At 73.2% G+C, this 19,304-nt stretch carries 19 protein-coding genes; 8 read left to right on the top strand and 11 right to left on the bottom strand.

The genetic code is table 11. From position 1 onward, the window contains the following. Window positions 1–143 precede the first annotated feature (143 nt). The 9 genes from recA to DT057_RS00155 all read right to left on the bottom strand — a co-directional run bounded on the left by recA (window position 144) and on the right by DT057_RS00155 (window position 8,994). The gene (gene recA / locus DT057_RS00195) at window positions 144–1,235 is read right to left on the bottom strand and encodes a recombinase RecA (protein ID WP_128560111.1); all 1,092 of its coding nucleotides are present in this window, start codon (window positions 1,233–1,235) and stop codon (window positions 144–146) included. Window positions 1,236–1,387: 152 nt separating this feature from the next. Further along, entirely contained in the window at window positions 1,388–3,979 is a 2,592-nt protein-coding gene (gene cckA, locus DT057_RS00190; RefSeq protein WP_128560110.1) for a cell cycle histidine kinase CckA, read from the bottom strand. Between the two features lie 265 nt (window positions 3,980–4,244). Next, window positions 4,245–5,309, bottom strand: a complete 1,065-nt coding sequence (locus DT057_RS00185) for an EscU/YscU/HrcU family type III secretion system export apparatus switch protein (RefSeq protein ID WP_128560109.1) — start codon at window positions 5,307–5,309, stop codon at window positions 4,245–4,247. 3 nt (window positions 5,310–5,312) lie between these two features. Then, the gene (fliR, locus tag DT057_RS00180; protein WP_128560108.1) at window positions 5,313–6,065 is read right to left on the bottom strand and encodes a flagellar biosynthetic protein FliR; all 753 of its coding nucleotides are present in this window, start codon (window positions 6,063–6,065) and stop codon (window positions 5,313–5,315) included. A gap of 51 nt (window positions 6,066–6,116) precedes the next feature. Continuing rightward, window positions 6,117–6,383, bottom strand: a complete 267-nt coding sequence (gene fliQ / locus DT057_RS00175; protein ID WP_128560107.1) for a flagellar biosynthesis protein FliQ — start codon at window positions 6,381–6,383, stop codon at window positions 6,117–6,119. A gap of 5 nt (window positions 6,384–6,388) precedes the next feature. Then, window positions 6,389–6,694 (bottom strand): flagellar hook-basal body complex protein FliE, encoded by a 306-nt coding sequence (gene fliE / locus DT057_RS00170; RefSeq protein ID WP_128560106.1) that lies wholly within the window; start codon window positions 6,692–6,694, stop codon window positions 6,389–6,391. 2 nt (window positions 6,695–6,696) lie between these two features. Then, window positions 6,697–7,107, bottom strand: a complete 411-nt coding sequence (gene flgC, locus DT057_RS00165) for a flagellar basal body rod protein FlgC (protein WP_128560105.1) — start codon at window positions 7,105–7,107, stop codon at window positions 6,697–6,699. A 135-nt stretch (window positions 7,108–7,242) separates the two neighbouring features. Further along, a complete protein-coding gene (gene flgB, locus DT057_RS00160) occupies window positions 7,243–7,644 on the bottom strand; it encodes a flagellar basal body rod protein FlgB (RefSeq protein ID WP_128560104.1) in 402 nt (133 codons plus the stop codon). A 396-nt stretch (window positions 7,645–8,040) separates the two neighbouring features. Further along, window positions 8,041–8,994: a GlxA family transcriptional regulator gene (locus tag DT057_RS00155; RefSeq protein WP_128560103.1), complete on the bottom strand. Its 954-nt coding sequence runs from the start codon at window positions 8,992–8,994 to the stop codon at window positions 8,041–8,043. A 119-nt stretch (window positions 8,995–9,113) separates the two neighbouring features. Between DT057_RS00155 and DT057_RS00150 the strand changes: the two genes are divergently transcribed. The 4 genes from DT057_RS00150 to DT057_RS00135 all read left to right on the top strand — a co-directional run bounded on the left by DT057_RS00150 (window position 9,114) and on the right by DT057_RS00135 (window position 11,319). Further along, a complete protein-coding gene (locus DT057_RS00150) occupies window positions 9,114–9,353 on the top strand; it encodes a hypothetical protein (RefSeq protein WP_128560102.1) in 240 nt (79 codons plus the stop codon). 143 nt (window positions 9,354–9,496) lie between these two features. Beyond that, window positions 9,497–10,309 carry an SDR family NAD(P)-dependent oxidoreductase gene (locus DT057_RS00145; protein WP_128560101.1) on the top strand — a complete coding sequence of 271 codons (813 nt, stop codon included), beginning with the start codon at window positions 9,497–9,499 and terminating at the stop codon, window positions 10,307–10,309. A gap of 15 nt (window positions 10,310–10,324) precedes the next feature. Continuing rightward, window positions 10,325–10,720 (top strand): tautomerase, encoded by a 396-nt coding sequence (locus DT057_RS00140; protein WP_128560100.1) that lies wholly within the window; start codon window positions 10,325–10,327, stop codon window positions 10,718–10,720. A gap of 215 nt (window positions 10,721–10,935) precedes the next feature. Next, window positions 10,936–11,319, top strand: a complete 384-nt coding sequence (locus DT057_RS00135) for a tautomerase family protein (RefSeq protein ID WP_128560099.1) — start codon at window positions 10,936–10,938, stop codon at window positions 11,317–11,319. Window positions 11,320–11,442: 123 nt separating this feature from the next. Here the strand turns inward: DT057_RS00135 and tpiA are convergent, their stop codons facing one another. Further along, window positions 11,443–12,204 carry a triose-phosphate isomerase gene (gene tpiA / locus DT057_RS00130; RefSeq protein WP_128560098.1) on the bottom strand — a complete coding sequence of 254 codons (762 nt, stop codon included), beginning with the start codon at window positions 12,202–12,204 and terminating at the stop codon, window positions 11,443–11,445. Between the two features lie 182 nt (window positions 12,205–12,386). Here tpiA and DT057_RS00125 point away from each other — a divergent pair, with 182 nt between their 5' ends. Beyond that, window positions 12,387–14,288, top strand: a complete 1,902-nt coding sequence (locus tag DT057_RS00125; protein WP_128560097.1) for a peptidylprolyl isomerase — start codon at window positions 12,387–12,389, stop codon at window positions 14,286–14,288. Window positions 14,289–14,373: 85 nt separating this feature from the next. After that, window positions 14,374–15,888: an anthranilate synthase component I gene (gene trpE, locus DT057_RS00120; RefSeq protein WP_128560096.1), complete on the top strand. Its 1,515-nt coding sequence runs from the start codon at window positions 14,374–14,376 to the stop codon at window positions 15,886–15,888. Between the two features lie 14 nt (window positions 15,889–15,902). On the opposite strand, the gene mbfA is transcribed toward trpE, so the two are convergent. Continuing rightward, entirely contained in the window at window positions 15,903–16,862 is a 960-nt protein-coding gene (gene mbfA / locus DT057_RS00115) for an iron exporter MbfA (protein ID WP_128560095.1), read from the bottom strand. A gap of 296 nt (window positions 16,863–17,158) precedes the next feature. Between mbfA and DT057_RS00110 the strand changes: the two genes are divergently transcribed. Both DT057_RS00110 and DT057_RS00105 read left to right on the top strand, forming a co-directional pair. Next, window positions 17,159–17,881: a lysophospholipid acyltransferase family protein gene (locus tag DT057_RS00110; RefSeq protein ID WP_128560094.1), complete on the top strand. Its 723-nt coding sequence runs from the start codon at window positions 17,159–17,161 to the stop codon at window positions 17,879–17,881. After that, window positions 17,878–19,179, top strand: a complete 1,302-nt coding sequence (locus DT057_RS00105) for a 3-deoxy-D-manno-octulosonic acid transferase (RefSeq protein WP_128560093.1) — start codon at window positions 17,878–17,880, stop codon at window positions 19,177–19,179. The genes DT057_RS00110 and DT057_RS00105 overlap by 4 nt, the downstream gene beginning before the upstream one ends. The last annotated feature ends 125 nt before the right edge of the window (window positions 19,180–19,304 follow it).

The following is a 19,304-nucleotide window of genomic DNA, read 5'->3' as shown; positions in this document are numbered from 1 at the left end:
GCGACGGCCCCGGCGACGCGCCGGGGCCGTCGCGCCAAGGCCGCCCCGGTCGGGACGGCCGCGGTCCCCGGTCCGTCTCCGGAATCCCGGGTCCGCCGGGTTGCCGGCGACGGACCCTTCCTGCGAGTCGGCGGGAGGCGGCTTCAGGCCGCCCCCTCGTCGAGGTCGTCGGCGGTCGGCGTCGCGTTCTCCAGGATGCGGTCGGCGACGAGGCCCGAGTTCTGGCGGATCGAGGCCTCGATCCGGTTCGCGATGTCGGGGTTGTCCTTCAGGAACCCCTTCGAGTTCTCGCGGCCCTGGCCCAGGCGCTGGCTGTCGTACGAGAACCAGGCGCCCGACTTCTCGACGATGCCGGCCTTGACGCCGAGGTCGATCAACTCGCCGACCTTCGACACGCCCTCACCGAACATGATGTCGAACTCGACCTGCTTGAACGGCGGCGCCACCTTGTTCTTGACCACCTTGACCCGGACGCTGTTGCCGATCGGCTGGTCGCGATCCTTGAGGGTCGAGATCCGCCGGATGTCGAGGCGGACCGAGGCGTAGAACTTCAGCGCGTTGCCGCCCGTGGTGGTCTCGGGGCTGCCGTACATCACGCCGATCTTCATCCGGATCTGGTTGATGAAGATCACCATGCAGTTCGAGCGCGAGATCGAGCCCGTGAGCTTGCGCAGGGCCTGGCTCATCAGCCGGGCCTGGAGGCCGGGCTGCTGGTCGCCCATCTCGCCCTCGATCTCGGCCCGGGGCGTCAGCGCGGCCACCGAATCGACCACCAGCACGTCGATGGCGCCGGAGCGCACCAGGGTGTCGGTGATCTCGAGGGCCTGCTCGCCGGTGTCGGGCTGCGAGATCAGGAGGTCGTCGAGGTTGACGCCGAGCTTGCGGGCGTAGATCGGGTCGAGGGCGTGCTCGGCGTCCACGAAGGCGCAGACGCCGCCCTTCTTCTGCGCCTCCGCCACGGTGTGGAGGGCGAGCGTGGTCTTGCCCGACGATTCGGGGCCGTAGATCTCCACCACCCGGCCGCGCGGGAGGCCGCCGACCCCGAGGGCGATGTCGAGGCCGAGCGACCCCGTGGAGACGGTCTCGACCTCCTGCACCTTGTCGTTCTTGCCAAGCCGCATGATCGAGCCCTTGCCGAAGGCGCGCTCGATCTGGGCGAGGGCGGCATCGATCGCCTTCGACTTGTCTTTGTCCATGGTCGGGTTTTCCACCAGTCGCATCTGGGGCTGAGCCATCGTGGGCGGGTCCTTATGGCACGGGGGCGGTCGAAGTCTCAATGCGCGCGGCAGCTCTCATGTACTTGTTTTGTTCTCCTTTCGCAAGGGCGCCGGCGCCTTGTCCACCGGTCGCGGCCGCCCCCGGTGCCGGGGGCGGCCGCGACCGGGACCTACCCGGCCATGGTGGTCTTCACCGTCTCGACGAGCTGCTTGAGGCTGAAGGGCTTGGGCAGGAAGTTGAACTCCTCGCCCTCAGGCAGGTTCTTGCGGAAGGCGTCCTCGGCGTAGCCCGAGACGAAGATCACCCGCAGGTCGGGATGGGCCTTGCGCAGCTCGCGCAGGAGCGTCGGCCCGTCCATCTCGGGCATGACCACGTCGGACACGACGAGGTCCACCGGCACCTCGCGCCCGGCCATGATCTGGAGCGCCTCGAGGCCCGAGGCGGCCTCCAGCACGGTGTAGCCGCGGGCGGTGAGCGCCCGGGCGTTGACGGCCCGCACCGGGTCCTCGTCCTCCACGAGCAGGATCGTGCCGTGGCCGGTGAGGTCGCGGGCCGGCGGCTTCGCCGGGGGGGCGCCCTGCGGGACCGGGGGGCTCTGCCCCGCGGGGGGCGCCTCGGCCGGCTCGGCCTCCGGCACCGGCACGTGGCGCGGCAGGTAGATGGCGAACACCGTGCCCTGCCCCATCGTCGAGCGCACGTCGATGTAGCCGCCCGACTGCTTGACGATGCCGAACACCGTCGAGAGGCCGAGGCCCGTGCCCTTGTTGACCTCCTTGGTGGTGAAGAACGGCTCGAAGATCTTCTCCATCACCTCCGGCGTCATGCCGGTGCCGGTGTCGGTGACCTCCACCAGCACGCAGTCGGCGGCCGGCAGGCCCGGGAGCTGGAGGGCGCCGGCCGCCTCGGCCGCCACGTTGGCGGTGCGGATCAGCAGGCGGCCGCCGGTCGGCATGGCGTCGCGGGCGTTGACCGCGAGGTTCACGATCACCTGCTCGAACTGGTTGACGTCGGCCTTGACCGGCCAGAGGTCGCGGCCGTGCTTGAGGTCGAGCTCGACGCGCTCGCCGAGGAGGCGCTTGAGCAGGAGGGTCAGGTCCGAGAGCGCCTCGCCGAGGTGGATCACCTCCGGCCGCAGGGTCTGGCGGCGCGAGAAGGCGAGCAGCTGGCGCACCAGGCTCGCGGCCCGGTTGGCGTTCTGCTTGATCTGCATGATGTCCTGGAAGGCCGGGTCCGTCGGCCGGTGGCTCGCCAGCAGCAGGTCCGAGTAGCCGATGATCGCCTGGAGGACGTTGTTGAAATCGTGCGCGATGCCGCCGGCGAGCTGGCCCACCATCTCCATCTTCTGGGCCTGGTTGATCTGCTGCTGGAGCTGGTGCTGGTCGGTGGTGTCGAGGGCGTAGAGGATCACGGCCTCCGCGGCCCCCTCGGCGGCGGCGCCGACCGCCCGGCCCTCGGGGCTGAGCCAGATCCGGGCCGAGCGGTTGCCCGGGGCCGCCACGGCGATCTCGACCGGCGGCACGTCGCCGCGCCCCTCGGAGGCGAGGCGGAAGCCGGCCTCGAGGTTCGGGCGGTCGCGCTCGGCCACGAAGTCGCGCACCGGCGGGCCGACCTCGCTGCCGTCGCTCGTGCGCGGCAGGGTGCCGAACAGCCGGGCGAAGGAGGCGTTGGCGCGCATCACCCGGCCGTCGGGCGCGAGGGTCGCGACGGCGACCGGGCTCGTGTTGAAGAAGCGGTCGAAGCGCACCTCGGCGGCGCGGCGCGGGTCGTCGTTCTCCTCGCCGGCGGAGCGGTTGAGCACGAGGGTCCGGGAGGCGCCGGGCCGGCCGTCCTGCCCGTAGGCGACCCGGTGGTAGAGCCGGGCCGAGAGCGGGTGGCCGTTGCGCCGGCGCAGGTCGAGGTCGAAGCGGTCGGTGCGCACCTCGCCGGGCTGCCCCTTGCCGCCGACCAGCACCTCGCCGAGCTCGCCCGGCAGGATCTCGGCGAGGCGCAGGCCCCCGGAGCCGACCTGCGCGAGGTCGTGCCCGAGCCAGGAGGCGAGCGTCGCGTTCATGTAGACGACGGCCCCGCGGGGATCGATGGACAGGAAGCCCGCGGGCGCGTGGTCGAGGTAGTCGATGGCGTGCTGGAGCTCCTGGAAGACGTTCTCCTGGCGCTCGCGCTCGTGGGTGATGTCGCTGACGCTCCACAGCGCCACCGGGCGCCGGGCGAGGGGCAGCGGGCGGACAGCGATGCGGTACCAGGCGAAGTCGCGCTCGGCCGCGCCGCCGGGCGGGGGCGCCATGCGGATCTCCTCCGAGAGGCTGCGGCCCTCGCGGGCGGCCTGGGCCAGGCGGTAGACCGCCTCGGACACCTCGGGCGAGCCCATGAAGACGCGCTCGACCGGGCGCAGGTTGGAGAAGGTGTCGCTGCCCGCCACCGCGAGGTAGGCGGCGTTGGCGTAGATCGGCCGGTTGCCGTCCTCGACGGCGATCATCCCGTCGGGCGCGGCGTCGACCACCGCCTTGGTGACGTCGTTGCGGGTGCCCTGGCCGGTGAGCTGGATCGCCCCGATCGCGAGGGCGAAGAGGCAGAACACGCCCGCCATGGCGAGGAGCGCGAGCAGCCCGAGGATGATCGGCTGCGCCTGGTCGTTGGCGACGAAGCTCAGGCCCACCGCGGCGCCGACGAGGAGGCCCGCCAGCAGCAGCAGCAGGCTGACCCGCCCCGGGCGCTCCGAGCGGTCGAGGGCGGCCTCGGCCGCGGGATGGCTCAACTCAGGCATGACGCCTCGATACTCCTGCGGCACGGGGCCGGCGCCGCGCGACGGGCCGGCGGACGCGGGCCATCGCCGCGGCCGCCCCGCCGCGGGCGGACCGCGCGGGGCCTGTCCCCGGAATGCCTCGGAAAGATGGCGTTTCCGGGAGCCCGCGGCGGTGCCCGCGCGCGAAGGTCCGCGCCAGGCGGTCGAGCGCCTGCGCGCCGCGGGTCCCGACCGGTTATGCCCGAGCCCGCCGGGGCGGCAAGCCGGAGATTGCGGACGCCTCGGCTCATCGGCGCCGCCGCAGGTTCAGGACGTAGCCGATGACCTCGGCGACCGCCTTGTAGTGCTCGGCCGGGATCGGGGCGTCGATCTCCACGGCGGCGTGCAGGGCGCGGGCGAGGGGCGGGTTCTCGATCACCGGGACGCCGGCCCCGGCCGCCACCTCGCGCATGCGCAGGGCGAGCGCGTCGACCCCCTTGGCGACGCACACGGGCGCGGCCATGCCGGTCTCGTAGCGCAGGGCGACCGCGAAGTGGGTCGGGTTGGCGACCACCACGGTGGCGGTCGGCACCGCCGCCATCATGCGCTTCTTCACCCGGGCGGCGCGCAACTGCCTCATGCGCCCCTTGATCTCCGGGTTGCCCTCCTGCTCCTTCATCTCCTCCTTGAGCTCGTGCTTGGACATGCGCAGGCGCGCCCGCCAGCGGAAGCGCTGGTAGAGCGCGTCGCCCAGGGTGACGACGACGTAGGCCGCGAGCACCGCCCCCATCAGGCGCAGCGCCAGCGCGAGCGTGCCCTGGAGCACCCCCGCCGGCTCGAGGCGCGCGAAGGCGTCGAGGCGGTCGCGCTCGCGCCACAGCACCACCCCGGCCGCCGTGCCCACGAGGGCGATCTTGACGATGCCCTTGCCGAACTGGACCCAGGCCTCGAGGCCGAACAGGCGCTTGAGGCCCGCCTTCGGGGAGACCCGGCTCCACTGCGCGCCGAGGGTCTCGGTGGTCCAGACCAGGGGGTGCTGGAGCAGGCCGCCGGCGAGCCCCGCGGCCGCCACGGCGCCCACCGGCAGCGCGAGCGCGACGCCCGCCGCGATCAGCGCCCGGCGGCCGAGGGCCGCGTAGGCGGCGGGATCCTGGGGCACCTCGTGCAGGTGCATCAGGAAGGCGCGCAGGTCGAGCAGCATGCCGCGCGCGACGGAGCCCGCGCCGACGAGCAGCACGACTGTGAAGGCGCCGAGCATCAGCAGGGTGTTGACCTCCTGGCTCGTTGCGACGTCGCCGCGCTTGATCGCGTCGTCGAGCCGCTTCTGGCTCGGCTCCTCGGTGCGGTCCTCCTGCTCGGCGCCCTCGGCCATCGCTCAGGCCCGGCCCAGGACCGCGAGCCAGCGGCCGAGGTCGTCCACGAACACGCCCATCATCGCCCCGAGGGTGGCCAGGAACACCGCCATGCCGATCAGGATCGCGGCCGGGGTGGCGACGAAGAACACCTGCATCTGGGGCATCAGGCGCGAGAGCACGCCGAGGCCGAGGTTGAACAGGATGCCGAAGGCGATGAACGGCGCCGAGATCTGCACGGCGAGCGAGAACCCCCGCGCCACCGCCCGGACCGCGAAGGCGGCGGCGTCGCCGGTGGACGGCACGCCGACCGGCGGCATCAGGGCGTAGCTGTCGCGGATGCCGGCGATCGCCAGGTGGTGGAGGTCGGCGGCGAGCACCAGGGTGAGGCCGAGCAGGCTCAGGAAGCTGCCGAGCGTCGCCTGCTGGTTGCCGAGGGTCGGGTCCACCGTCATCGCGTAGGCGAGGCCGAGCTGCTGGGCCACGATGGTGCCGGCGGTCTGGAGGGCGGCGATGATCGCCCGCACGCTCAGGCCGAGGACCAGCCCGACCGCGATCTCGCCGATCAGGACGCCGATCAGGCCCGGCCCGGCCGTGGTCGGCAGGAGCGGCCGGGCCACCGGGAACAGCACCAGGGCGAGCAGGAGGGCGAAGCCGAGGCGCAGCCGCGGCGACACCATCTGCTCGCCGATGCCCGGCATGAGCATCACGAGCGTGCCGACCCGCGCGAAGGTGAGCAGGTAGGCCGCGGCGATGCCGGGGAGCAGCAGGTTCATGACGGCGGGAATCTTGGCGTCGGGATCATGGCTTCGGGGAGCACGGGCGCGTCAGCCGCCGGCCGCGATCCGGGCGGCGATGCGGGTCATGTAGCCGGCGAGCGCGTCGCCCATGAACGGCAGCATCAGCAGCAGGGCCGCGAACACCGCGACGATCTTGGGCACGTAGATCAGCGTCTGCTCCTGGATCTGGGTCAGGGCCTGGAGCAGCGACACCACGAGCCCGACCACCAGGGCCACCACCATCAGGGGGCCGGCCACCTTGAGGAAGGTCACGATGCCGTCGCGGGCGACGTCGAGGAGGGCGAGGCCGGTCATGGGCGTCAGATCTGCATCCGCATGATGTCCTCGTAGGCCGAGATCACCCGGTCGCGCACGGCCACGAGGGTCTGGAGCGCGGTCTCGCTCTCGGCCACCGCCGTGACCACGTCGACCACGTTGGCCTTGCCGGCCGCCACCGCCATCGCCTGCGCGTCGCTGCGCTTGCCGGCCTCCGCCACGCCGTCGAGGGCCGAGGTCAGGAGCTGGCCGAACCCGGATTCCGCCTTGCCGGCCGGGCGGGCCGGCGCGCCCCGGCCGATGTTCTGGATCGCCGCGTAGGCGCCGGCCGCGAAGGCGTTGGTGGGCATGGTCAGGCCTTCAGGATGTCGAGCGTGCGGGAGATCATGCGGCGCGCCGCCGTGACCATGTTGAGGTTGGCCTCGTAGGAGCGCTGGGCCTCGCGCATGTCGACGGTCTCGACCAGCATGTTGACGTTGGGCATCCGCACCTCGCCGTTCGCGTCGGCGGCGGGGTTGCCGGGCTCGTGCTTGGTGCGGAACGGCGCTTGGTCGCGGCGCACCCGGCCGAGATCGACCACCGTCGCGTCGAGCTCCCGGTCGAGGTGGTTCGAGAACGTCGGCACCTTGCGCCGGTAGGGCTCGGCGCCGGCGCTGGCGGGCGCCGAATCAGCGTTGGCCATGTTCTCCGAGATCACCCGCATCCGCCCCGACTGCGCCTTGAGGCCCGAGGCCGCGATGCCGATCGCCTTCACGAAATCCACGATGCCGCTCCCTTGGCGAACCCGCGCCCCGCGGCCCGCCCGTACCGCCCGCCGCTCGCCGCCCGCTACTTGCCGCCCGCTACTTGCCGCCCGCTACTTGCCGCCCGCTACTTGCCGCCCGCTACTTGCCGCCCGCTACTTGCCGACCGCGAGCCGCAGCATCTGCAGGCTCTTCTGGTAGAGCGAGGCGGCGAGCTGGTAGTCGGCCTGGTTGTCGCCGGCCTTCATCATCTCGTCCTCGAGGCTGACGGCGTTGCCGCTCGGCATCACCTCGAACCGCGTGCCCGTGCGCTCCGCCGACGGGCGGGCCGGGCCCGAGCCCGCGAGGTGCATCGCGCTCGTGCGCTCGACCCCGACCCCGCCGAGGCCCGCCGCCACACTGCCGTCGGCCATGAACCGCGGCGCCTTCAGGTCGCGGGACCGGAAGTTCGGCGTGTCGGCGTTGGCGACGTTCTCGGCCAGCACTTTCTGCCGGCTCTGCTGCCACTGCATGCGGTTGCGCAGCATCGTGACGAGGGGGAGATCGGTGACCGACACGGCAGGCCCTTCCGGGTTCGACGGGCAAAATCTGCCGGGTTCATGGTTAAGGCCGCGTTAAGGACCGGCGCGGTGCGGCGTCCCGTCCCGGGGCCGGGTTCCGGCGGGGATTTGCCCCGGCCGCCGGCGGCGCGGGCGCTCCCGGAGCGCTTCCCTCGGCCGCCGGGGGCCGTGCGGGCGCCCGCGCCCGTCGGGTCGAAATCCAATCAGCTTGCCCGCGTGTTGTCCCTTTGCGACCCTTCGTGGAAGCTGGGAGCGTCTGCCGGCCGGCTGCCTGGTAAGTCAGACACCTACGCCTGGAACGGGTGGCGTTTGCGACGGTCCGCCCTCGGATGCCGGATGGTCGGATCCGACGTTCTTCGATCGCGCGCCTGCGAGGATGGCGGCCGTTCCGTCCTACGCGCCCGCCGCATCCGATGTCCCGCGCGCGTTGCGCCGGATGACTTGCGGGGGCTGCCCGAACGCGCGGAGGAAGGCACGGCGCATCCGGTTGCGGTCCGCGAAGCCGGTCTGGTCGGCGACGGCGTCGATGGGATGCCGGCTGCGCTCCATCAGAACCCGCGCAGCCTCGACGCGCAGGTTCTCGACCGCTTTTGCCGGCGACTGCCCGGTCTCCGCATGGAACACGCGGCTGAACTGGCGCGGGCTGAGATGGGCTGCCTCCGCCAGCTCCTCGACTGACAGCGGACGGTGGAGGTTCCGCTTGGCATAAGTCAGCGCGGACTGGATGCGGTCCGACTTCGCATCGAGATCGAGCAGGGTCGAGAACTGCGACTGCCCGCCCGCCCGGCGGTGGTAGAGCACGAGCTTCTTGGCGACCGCCTGCGCCACCTCCTGGCCGAGATCCGCCTCGATCAGGGCGAGCGCCAGATCGATGCCCGCGCTCATACCCGCGGACGTCCAGAGCGGGCCTTCATTGATGAAGATGCGGTCCGCGTCGACCGAGCACTTCGGGAACTGCTCCTGCAGCTCCCGCGCGTGCATCCAGTGCGTCGTGACCCGCCGTCCGTCGAGCAGGCCGGCCTCGCCGAGGACGAAGGCTCCCGTGCAGATCCCGGCGAGGCGCCGGGCCTGAGCGGCCGCGCGCTGCACGAGAGCGACGAGGCCTGGCGTCGACGGGCGCACGAAGGTGCCGCCGCCGATGACGAGCGTATCGAAGGGCGTCTCACCGAACGCCTCCGTCTCCACGTTCATGCCGGCCGAGGTGCTGACCGGACCCCCATGCTCGGAGATGAAGTGGATGTCGTAGATCGCCTCCTCCGCCGCGAGATCTGCGACCTCGAAGGCCGGCACGGCCGCCAGCGCCATCATCGAGAAACCGGGATAGACGACGAAGCCGACGCGCTGCATACCCGCCTCCTTATGTCCTAAATAGACGCAACTATGACATTTGCGCCGCAGCCGGTCAACGATAGCTTCATCCCGTCGAAGGCCGGCAGCCGCCGGACGGACGGATGAGGAGAGCGGCCATGTCTGGTCGGAGTAGAAACAGCGCGGTGCGTGTCCTGGCTCTCGCCACATCATTGGCGGGAGCGACCGTCACCGGCGCAGCGGCATCGGCCCAGGATGCCATCACGCTCGAGACCATCGGCGCGGTGCGCATCGCTTCGCCCGAGGAAGCCCGCCAGAGGATGGCCGAGCAGGAAGGGATCCGTCCGCAGGCGCAGGAACAGCCACGTCGCGAGGTGCGGGACGCGTCCGTGCACTGAGGGGCTCAACTCCCGCGCCGCGCCCGATCGCAGACGCAGCGCGACGACCGAAATCGACGCTTATTCGACATTCTGGATGGATCCGAGCGGGCGTACGTCCTGGACGACCCCGCTGCGGTCCGACGCATGAAAGGACGGACATCATGAGCACTCAGTCCAACAAAGGCCTCGCTGTCGTGACCGGCGCCTCTGCCGGCATCGGCGCGATCTACGCCGACCGGCTCGCCAAGCGGGGGTACGACCTCCTGCTTGTCGCCCGCAACGAGGAGCGCCTGCGCGCCCTGGCCGACCGCTTGACCAGCGAGACGGGGCGCAAGGTCGAGCCGTTCAGGGCCGACCTGGGCCGCAAGGATGATCTCGCGCGCCTGGAGGCTCGCCTGCGTGAGGACGCGAGCATCACCCTGCTCGTCAACAACGCCGGCATCGGCTCCGTCGCCTCGATCCTGCAGGGCGACGTGGATGCGATGGACGCCATGATCCAGATCAACATCACCGCGCTGACCCGCCTGACCTACGCGATCGCGCCGGCCTTCGTGGCGCGTGGGTCCGGGACCATCGTCAACATCTCGTCCGTCGTCGGCATCGCGGTCGAGATGCTCAACGGCGTCTACAGCGCCTCGAAGTCCTACGTGCTGAGCTTCGGCCATTCGCTGCAGAAGGATCTGGCGGACAAGGGCGTGCGCGTCCAGACCGTGCTGCCCGGCGCGACGGCCACCGAGTTCTGGGACGTGGCCGGCTATGCGGCGCAGAAGACGTCATCGATCACCATGTCGGCGGCCGATCTGGTCGATGCCGCGCTGCGCGGTCTCGACCAGGGCGAGCTTGTCACCATCCCGGGCCTGCAGGACGTCGGCGACTGGACGCGCTGGGAGGAGGACCGCCGGGCGATCTCCGCCAAGTTCAACAATGCCAGGCCCTCGCCGCGTTACGGCCTTGAGGCGGCAAACGTGGCCTGAACTCGAGGACGATCCATGCCGTACCTTCAGCTCGACGTCGTCGGCCCGCATTCCGCGGCATCCAAGAAGCGCCTCGCGGCACTGATGAGCCACACCTACGCGGAGATGATGTCGGTCGACATCAGGCGCATCAGCGTCGCGATCCGTGAACTCGGCGAGGGCGGGGTGTGGCGGATACCGGACGCTGGCGGTGAGCCGGTGCCGGTATCCGTTATGATGCTGGACATCCGGAAGGGGCGGCCGGCCGAGTTGCGGATGGCGGTCGCCAAGGCGCTGTGCGGCCACTGCGTTGAGATCCTCGGTCTGCGCGAGGATCGCCTCAACGTGGAGTTCACGCAGCATTCCGGCGACGAGATGTATCATCCCGCACTCGGGGGCTACAGCCCCGAGTGGTCGCCGGACGAGCGCTGACGCGCACTGCTCACGACCCCTGGGCGTACTCGGCTGTGCGCTCTCAGCGTGGACCTCGAGCGGTCGTCACGGCATGCTCGGGTCGTGACGTGACGTCGCTCAACCGACCGTCCATTGCCCCCGTTGGTCTGCGGGATCGGCGCGGTCGGTGCGCCGGCATCACCGCCCAGGCTCGCGTCGTCGAGACCGAGGCTTGGTATCTGGAGGAGCATGACATGCCGTTTGCCCGTATTGATCTCGCCAGGGGCAAGTCCGCCGAGTACCGCCGCACGATCGGCGAGGTCGTCTACGACGCCATGCTCGACGCGCTGAACGTGCCGAAGGACGATCGCTTCCAGGTCATCAACGAGCACGAACCGGAGAACTTCTTCATCGACCCGAGCTACCTCGGCATCAGCCGGACAGGGGACTGCGTCGTCATCCAGCTCACGCTCAACGCCGGGCGAGGGGTCGAGCAGAAGCGGAGCTTCTTCAAGGCTGTCGCGGACGGCCTCCACGAGCGCCTGGGCCTACGCCGCGAGGACGTGTTCATCAGCCTCGTCGAGGTCGCCAAGGAGAACTGGTCCTTCGGCAACGGTGAGGCCCAGTACGCGACTTGATCGGCATCTGCGCGAGATCCAGGCGCTGAGACCCCGTTGAAGGTCAGCTTCCAGGCGGCCGCTCAATGACAGTTCCCCGCACCCAGCAGTCATCCGCACGGTCAAGCTGATCGAATTTGGACCCTAGCAGTAGGCGGCGGCGATGCCCAGGAAATCCTCGGCCTTCAGGCTCGCGCCGCCGACGAGGGCGCCGTCGACGTTCGGCACCGCCATCAGCTCGGCGGCGTTCTGGGGCTTCACCGAGCCTCCGTACAGGATGCGGATCCGGGCGCCCTCCTCCCCCAGGCGCGCCGCCAGCTCCCGGCGGATCAGCCCGTGCACCTCCGCGACGTCGGCAGCCGTCGGGGTGAGGCCGGTGCCGATGGCCCAGACCGGCTCGTAGGCGATGACGGTCGCGGCGGCCGTGGCCCCGTCGGGGAGCGAGCCGGCGAGCTGGCCGCGCACCACGTCGAGGGTGCGCCCGGCCTCGCGCTCGGCCCGGGTCTCGCCGACGCACAGGATGGCGATGAGGCCGGCCCGGTGGGCGGCGAGCGCCTTGGCGCGCACGTCGGCGTCGGTCTCGTGGTGGTCGGCGCGGCGCTCGGAATGGCCCACGATGGTGTGGGTGGCGCCGAGATCGGCCAGCATCTCGGCGCTGACGCAGCCCGTGTGGGCGCCGCTCGCGGCCGCGTGCACGTCCTGGCCGCCGACCCGGACGGCCGAGCCCGCCAGGGCCTGCGCGAAGGCGCCCACGAGGGTGGCGGGCGGGCAGACCAGCACGTCGATGCGTCCGGCGAGCGCCGGGTCGAGGCCGTCCCGGACCGCCTCGACCACGGCCTGCGACGCCCGGGTGCCGTTCATCTTCCAGTTCCCCGCCACCAGCGGACGCGGCCGATCGCTCGTCATGACTCTCCCCTCTCGTGAAGCGGTGCCGGCGGTATCAGGTCCGCCGGGCGGCCGCAAACCGCTGGCCTTGCCGCGGCGGCGCGGACCTTCCCGCGACGGCGCGGATGGGCTATCGCGGGCGGAGTCGACGGCGCGGTCCGCTCCCCCGGGGAGACCGCGCCCGCACGGGTTCGAGGGTCGCGATGCTCCAGGGGTTCCGCGCCGCCAGCCAGAGCTGGCTGGGCAAGATCGTGGTGACGGTGGTGTTCGGCCTGCTGATCGCGGGCCTGGCGATCTTCGGCATCGGCGACATCTTCCGCGGCGGCGGCAGCACGACGGTCGCCACCGTCGGCAGCACGCCGATCCCGGCCGAGAGCCTGCGCACCGCCTACCAGAACCAGATCCAGCGCCTCTCCCGGCAGAGCCGCCGGCCGGTCACGCCCGACCAGGCCCGGGCCATCGGCCTCGACCGGCAGGTGCTCTCCCAGCTCATCACCGAGGCCTCCCTCGACCAGAAGGCGCGCGAGCTCGGCCTGCGCATCCCGGACGCCGCGGTCATCCGGCTGATCCAGGAGGAGCCCGCCTTCAAGGGGCCGGGCGGCGCCTTCGACGTCGGCACCTTCCGGGACACGCTGCGGCAGGCCGGCCTGACCGAGCCGGGCTTCGTGCAGGAGCAGCGGGCGGTCGCGGCGCGGCTCCAGCTCGCCGACGCCATCACGGTCGACCTTCCGGTCTCCCTGGCGGCCCGCGAGGCGATCCACCGCTACACCACCGAGCGCCGCGCCGCCGGCTACCTCGTGCTGCCGGCGAGCGCCGCCGGCGAGATCCCGGCCCCGACCGACGCGGAAGTCGCCGCCTTCCACGCCGAGCGCAAGAGCGCCTTCCGGGCCCCCGAATCCCGGTCCGTGTCCCTCCTCGTCCTCGATCCCGCCGCCCTGGCGAAGCCCGACGCGGTCCCGGAGGCCGACGCCCGCGCCCGCTACGAGGCCGAGACGGCGCGCTTCGGCACGCCCGAGAAGCGCACCATCCAGCAGATCGTGTTCCCCAACGACGCCGACGCGGCGGCGGCCCTCGCCCGCATCCGCGGCGGCGACGCGGCGTTCGAGGCGGTCGCCGCCGAGCGCGGCCTCGACCCGAAGGCGGTCGAGCTCGGTACCTACACCAAGGCCGAGCTGTTCGACCCCGCCGTGGCGGAGGCCGCCTTCGCGCTCGCCCAGGACAGCGTGAGCGAGCCCGTGAAGGGCCGCTTCGGCACCGTGCTGCTGCGCGTCACCCGCATCGCCCCGGGCGCCGTCAAGCCGTTCGAGGAGGTCGCCGGCGAGGTCCGCACCGAGGTCGCCCGCGACCGGGCCCGCGACGCCCTGGAGAAGGTCCACGACGCCATCGAGGACCAGCGCGCCGGCGCCAAGCCCCTCGCCGACATCGCCCGCGACCAGGGCCTCGCCCTCCTGGAGGTGCCCGCCATCGACGCGCAGGGCCGCGATTCCCAGGGGAAGGCGGTCGAGGGCGTTCCCGACAAGGACGCGGTGCTGGCGGCCATCTTCCGCTCCGACATGGGGGCGGACAACGAGGCCCTGCGCACCCGCTCCGGCGGCTACGTCTGGTACGACGTGACGAAGGTCGATCCGGCGCACGACAAGCCCCTCGCGGCGGTGCGCGACGAGGTGGCGGCGCAGTGGAGGGCCGAGGAGGTCTCCCGCCGGCTCGCCGCCAAGGCCCGCGAGGCCGTGGAGCGCCTCGACAAGGGCGAGGCCGTCGAGGCGGTGGCCGCCGCGCTCGGGCAGGAGGCGCGCGGCGCCGACGACCTCGCCCGCGGCCGGGGCAAGGACGCCCTGTCCGCCGACGCCGTCGCGCGCGTCTTCGCGACCCCGGTCGGCAAGGCCGGGTCCGCGGCGGCGGGCGACGGCCGGGTGGTGTTCCGGGTCACCGCCGCGACGGTGCCGCCCTTCGCCGCCACGGCGCCGGGCGTGGCCTCGGTCGAGCAGCAGTACCGCACCGCCCTCGCCGACGACGTCCTCTCCGAGTACATCGCCGACGTCCAGAAGCAGGCCGGCGTCTCGGTCAACGAGACCGCCTTCCGGCGCGCCATCGGCGGCGAGTACTGAGCGCCGGACGGGGCGCGACGCGGCCGACGGCGCCCCCGCGCCGACATCCCCCCGTTCGCCCCGCCCGTCGAGACGAGAGAAGCCCATGCGTGTCACGCCCTCGCCCGACGATGCCGCCGCCGCCCACGCGGCCGGACGGCCGGTGCTCCTGCGCACCACCCTGGTGGCCGACCTCGAGACCCCGGTCGCGGCCTTCCTGAAGCTGAGGAGCGGCCGGGACGGGGCGGCCTTCCTGCTCGAATCCGTCGAGGGCGGCGAGGCCCGGGGCCGCTACTCGATGATCGGCCTCGATCCGGACCTGGTCTGGCGCTGCGCCGGCGGGCGGGCGGAGCGGGCCGCGTCCCCCGACCTCGCCGCCTTCGTGCCCGAGGACCGCCCGCCCCTGGAGAGCCTCCGGGCGCTCATCGCCGAGAGCGCGATCCCGGCCGAGCCGACCCTGCCCCCCATGGCGGCCGGGCTGTTCGGCTACCTCGGCTACGACATGGTCCGGGAGATGGAGCGGCTCGACCCGCCCCATCCCGACCCGATCGGGGTGCCGGACGCGATCCTGGTGCGCCCGACCGTCATGGTGGTGTTCGACGCGGTGCGCGACGAGATCGCCCTCGTGGCCCCCATCCGCCCGGCCGCTTGCGTGCCGGCCCGCGCCGCCTACGAGGCGGCCCTCGCGCGGCTCGAGCGCGTGGCCGGGGAGATCGAGGGTCCGCTGCCGGTCGAGGCCCGCACCAACCCGGCCGCGATCCCCGCCCCCGCGCCGGTCTCGAACGTCGCGGCCGACGCCTTTCGCGGGATGGTGGCGCGCGCCAAGGAGTACATCGCGGCCGGCGACATCTTCCAGGTGGTGCTGTCGCAGCGCTTCGAGGCGCCCTTCGCGCTGCCGGCCTTCGCGCTCTACCGCGCCCTGCGCCGCGTCAACCCGGCCCCGTTCCTGTGCTACCTCGATTTCGGGGATTTCCAGATCGTCTGCTCGTCGCCCGAGATCCTGGTGCGGGTGCGCGACGGCACCGTGACCATCCGGCCCATCGCCGGAACGCGCCGCCGGGGCGCGACGCCCGAGGAGGACAGGGCGCTCGCGGACGAGCTCCTGGCCGACCCCAAGGAGCGGGCCGAGCACCTGATGCTGCTCGACCTCGGCCGCAACGACGTCGGGCGCGTGGCCGAGATCGGCAGCGTCTCCGTCACGGGCTCGTTCTTCCTCGAGTATTACAGCCAGGTGATGCACATCGTGTCGAACGTCGAGGGCCGCCTCGCCGCCCGGCACGACGCCCTCTCGGCCCTCGCGGCCGGCTTCCCGGCCGGCACCGTCTCGGGCGCCCCGAAGGTGCGGGCGATGCAGATCATCGATCTCCTGGAGCGCGAGAAGCGCGGGCCCTACGGCGGCTGCATCGGCTATTTCGGCGCCGACGGGCAGATGGACACCTGCATCGTGCTGCGCACCGCCATCGTCAGGGACGGCCGCATGCACGTCCAGGCCGGGGCCGGCATCGTGCACGATTCCGACCCGGCCTCCGAGCAGCAGGAATGCGTCAACAAGGCGAAGGCGCTGTTCCGCGCCGCCGAGGAGGCGGTGCGCTTCGCCGCCCAGGGCAGGCGCGGGCAGTAGCCGGGGCCCCGCCCTCAGGCGCTGCCGATCGCCACCCCGGCCAGGAGCACGAGCGCGCCGCCGAGCCCCACCTGGAGGGAGGCCCGCCAGAACGGCGTCTCCATGTAGCGCGTGCGGATGGTCGCGATCGCGAGCAGTTCCAGGGCCACCACCAGGGCCGCGAGCGCGGTGGCGAGCGCGAAGGCATCGGGCCAGGCGGAAGGCACCAGGTAGGGCAGCGTGTGGCCGAGGCCCCCGAGCGCCGTCATCACCCCGCAGACGGCGCCCCGCAGCCAGGGCGAGCCCCGCCCGGTGATGCGGCCGTCGTCCGACAGGGCCTCGGTGAAGCCCATGCTGATGCCGGCCCCGATGGAGGCCGCGAGGCCGACCAGGAAGGTCTGCCAGGTGTCGCGGGTGGCGAAGGCCGCGGCGAACAGGGGCGCCAGGGTCGAGACCGAGCCGTCGATGAGCCCGGCGAGGCCGGGCTGCACGTAGCGCAGCACGAAGAGCCGGTGCCGCGCCTCCTCGGCCGCGGCGTCCCCGGCGACGGGCTCGGCGCCGAGGGCCTCGGCCCGGCGCCCGTGCTCGCGCTCGCTCTCGGCGAGGCGGGTGAAGAGCTGGCGCACCCCGAGGTCGCGGCTGAGGCCGGCGGCGCGCTCGTAGAAGCCGGCGGCCTCGGCCTCCATCGCCTCGGCCTCCCGGCGCATGCGGCCGACGTCGAGGCGCCGCCGGAGCGGCCGGCGCCGGGCGAAGCCCCGCACGTCCCGCCGCCGCAGGGCCGGCAGGTGCTCGCCGAAGCGCGCGCGGTAGGCCGCGCAGAGGTCGTCGCGGTGCCGGCGCTCCTCGGCGGCCAGGGCCGAGAAGGGCCCGGCCGCGGCGGGGCATTCGCCGCGCAGGCCGTCCGCGAAGCGCTCGTAGATCCGGGCATCCTCCTCCTCGGCGGCGATCGCCAGCGCCAGCACCTCGCGCTCGGTGAGATCGGACAGGGCCTTCATGGGCGACTCCGTTTGGAATTCTTCCAATCTATAATCTGGATCGATTCCAAACAAGCCCGCCGGCCGGAGGACGGGTGGCCTCGCCGGCCCGCGCCGCCGCCCCGCCTCCCGCCGCTCGGCTGTTGCATCGCCGGGCCGAACGGAGCAAGACGGCGCTCGGATCCGCGGGGCTGTCCCGTCGGCCGGGAGGGCGGCCCGGCGCGACGGGTCTCCGGTGCCCGGCCGCCGCACGGGCGGGCGGGAGACCGGCTCTGCTCCGGCCGGCCCCGCGCGGGACCCCATCGTCTAAGAGCCTCATGAGCGTCGTCAAACGCATCGGCCGCAGCCGGGCCGCCCAGGAAAGCCTCGGGTTCCTCGGAGCGGGCTACCTCAAGCTGGTGCGGCGCACCAACCGCTTCGTCCTCGATCCGCCGGACGCCTACGAGTGGCTGTCCCCGCTGCGCCCGTTCATCATCGCGATGTGGCACGGCCAGCACCTGATGGTGCCCTTCGTGCGCCGGCCGCAGGACCGGGCCGCCACCATGGTGTCGCGCTCCGCCGACGGCGGCGTGAACACGATCGTGCTCGAGCGCATGGGGGTGCGGGTGATGCGCGGCTCGGGCGCGCGGCGCACGGAGGACATCCGGGCCAAGGGCGGCGTGCCGGCCCTGCGGGGCTGCATCAAGGCCCTGGCGGACGGCGAGTCCGTCGCCTTCAGCGCCGACGTGCCGAAGGTGTCCCGGCGCTGCGGCGAGGGCATCGTGATGCTGGCGCGGATCTCGGGCCGGCCGGTGGTGCCGACCGCGGTCGCGACCAGCCGCTACCTGCAGTTCGATTCCTGGGACCGGGCGAGCGTCGGGCTGCCCTTCGGCCGCGGCGTGATGGCGTTCGGCGAGCCCATCAGCGTCCCCCGCGACCTCGACGCCGACGGGCTCGAGGCGGCGCGCCGGCGCATCGAGCGCGACCTCGACGCCGTCCACGCCCGGGCCTTCGCGCAGGTCGGCCGCCGCGACCCGGTCGAGGGCCGCGGCCCCGCATGAGGCCGCGCCCGCTCCCGCCGCTCCTGCGCGCCTACCATTACGGCCTGATCGCCCTCGAGCCCGCCCTCGCCGGCCTGCTGGCCTGGCGGCGCCGGCGCGGCAAGGAGGATCCGGCGCGGCTGCCCGAGCGCACCGGGCGGCCCGGGCGGCCGCGCCCGGCGGGGCCCCTCGTCTGGGCGCACGGCGCCAGCATCGGCGAGGCCGTGTCGCTCCTCGGGGTGGTGGAGCGGCTGACCCGGCGGGGCGTCACCGTGCTGGTCACCTCCGGCACCCGGACCTCGGCGGAGCTGCTGGCGCGGCGGCTGCCGGCGGGCGCGCTGCACCAGTTCGCCCCCCTCGACGCGCCCCGCTACCTCGCCCGCTTCCTCGACCATTGGCGGCCGGACTTCGCCCTGGTGGCCGAGTCGGAGATCTGGCCCAACACCATCATGGCCCTCGACCGGCGCGCGGTGCCGCTGATCCTCGTCAACGGGCGGATGTCGGAGCGCTCCGCCCGGGGCTGGTCGCGCACGCCCGGGGTGGCGCGCGCGCTCCTGTCGCGCTTCGCGGTCTGCCTCGTCCAGAGCGCCGAGGAGGCCGAGCGCTTCGCCCGCCTCGGCGCGCCCCGGGTCGAGGTAGGGGGCAACCTGAAGTTCGACGCCGCCGCGCCCCCGGCCGACCCGCGGCGCGTGGCCGAGCTCGCGGGGCTGATCGCGGACCGTCCGGTCTGGCTCGCGGCGAGCACCCATCCGGGGGAGGAGGCGGCCGCCCTGGCGGTCCAGCGCGCCCTCGCGCCCGCGTTCCCGCGGCTCCTGACCATCGTGGTGCCGCGCCATCCCGAGCGCGGCCCCGGCATCGCCGCGCAGGCCGCCGGGGCGGGCCTCGGCGCGGCCCTGCGGTCCGAGGGCGCGCTTCCGCACGCGGGGGTCGAGCTCTACGTCGCCGACACCGTGGGCGAGCTCGGCCTGTTCTACCGGGCCTGCCCGGTCGTGTTCGTCGGCGGCTCCCTCGTGCGGCACGGCGGCCAGAACCCGATCGAGGCCGCCCGCCTCGGCGCCGCGATCCTGCACGGCCCGCACGTGCGGAACTTCGCCCAGGTCTACGACGTGCTCGGCCGCTCGGGCGGCGCGCGGCAGGTCGGCGACGGCGAGGAGCTCTCCCGCGCGGTGGCCGGCCTCCTGGCGGACGCCGCCGCGGCGCGGCGCATGGCGGGCGCCGCGGCGGCCGCGGTCGAGGCCTGCGGGGGCGCCGTGGAGCGCACCATGGCGGCGCTCGAACCCTTCATCGGCCGGGCCGCCGCCGGCCGGCTCGCCCCGTGAGGCTGCGGGAGCCCGGCTTCTGGTGGCGCCCGCGGCCGAGCCTCGCGGCCCGCCTGCTCGCCCCCGTCGGCGCGGCCTACGGGGGCCTCGTCCTGCGCCGCATGGCCCGGCCGGGCGAGGCCGCG

The organism is Methylobacterium crusticola (genome assembly GCF_003574465.1).
Taxonomy (GTDB): domain Bacteria; phylum Pseudomonadota; class Alphaproteobacteria; order Rhizobiales; family Beijerinckiaceae; genus Methylobacterium; species Methylobacterium crusticola.
The sequence above is the reverse complement of the archived record's forward strand: the minus strand, read 5'-3'. Positions and strand labels throughout refer to the sequence as shown.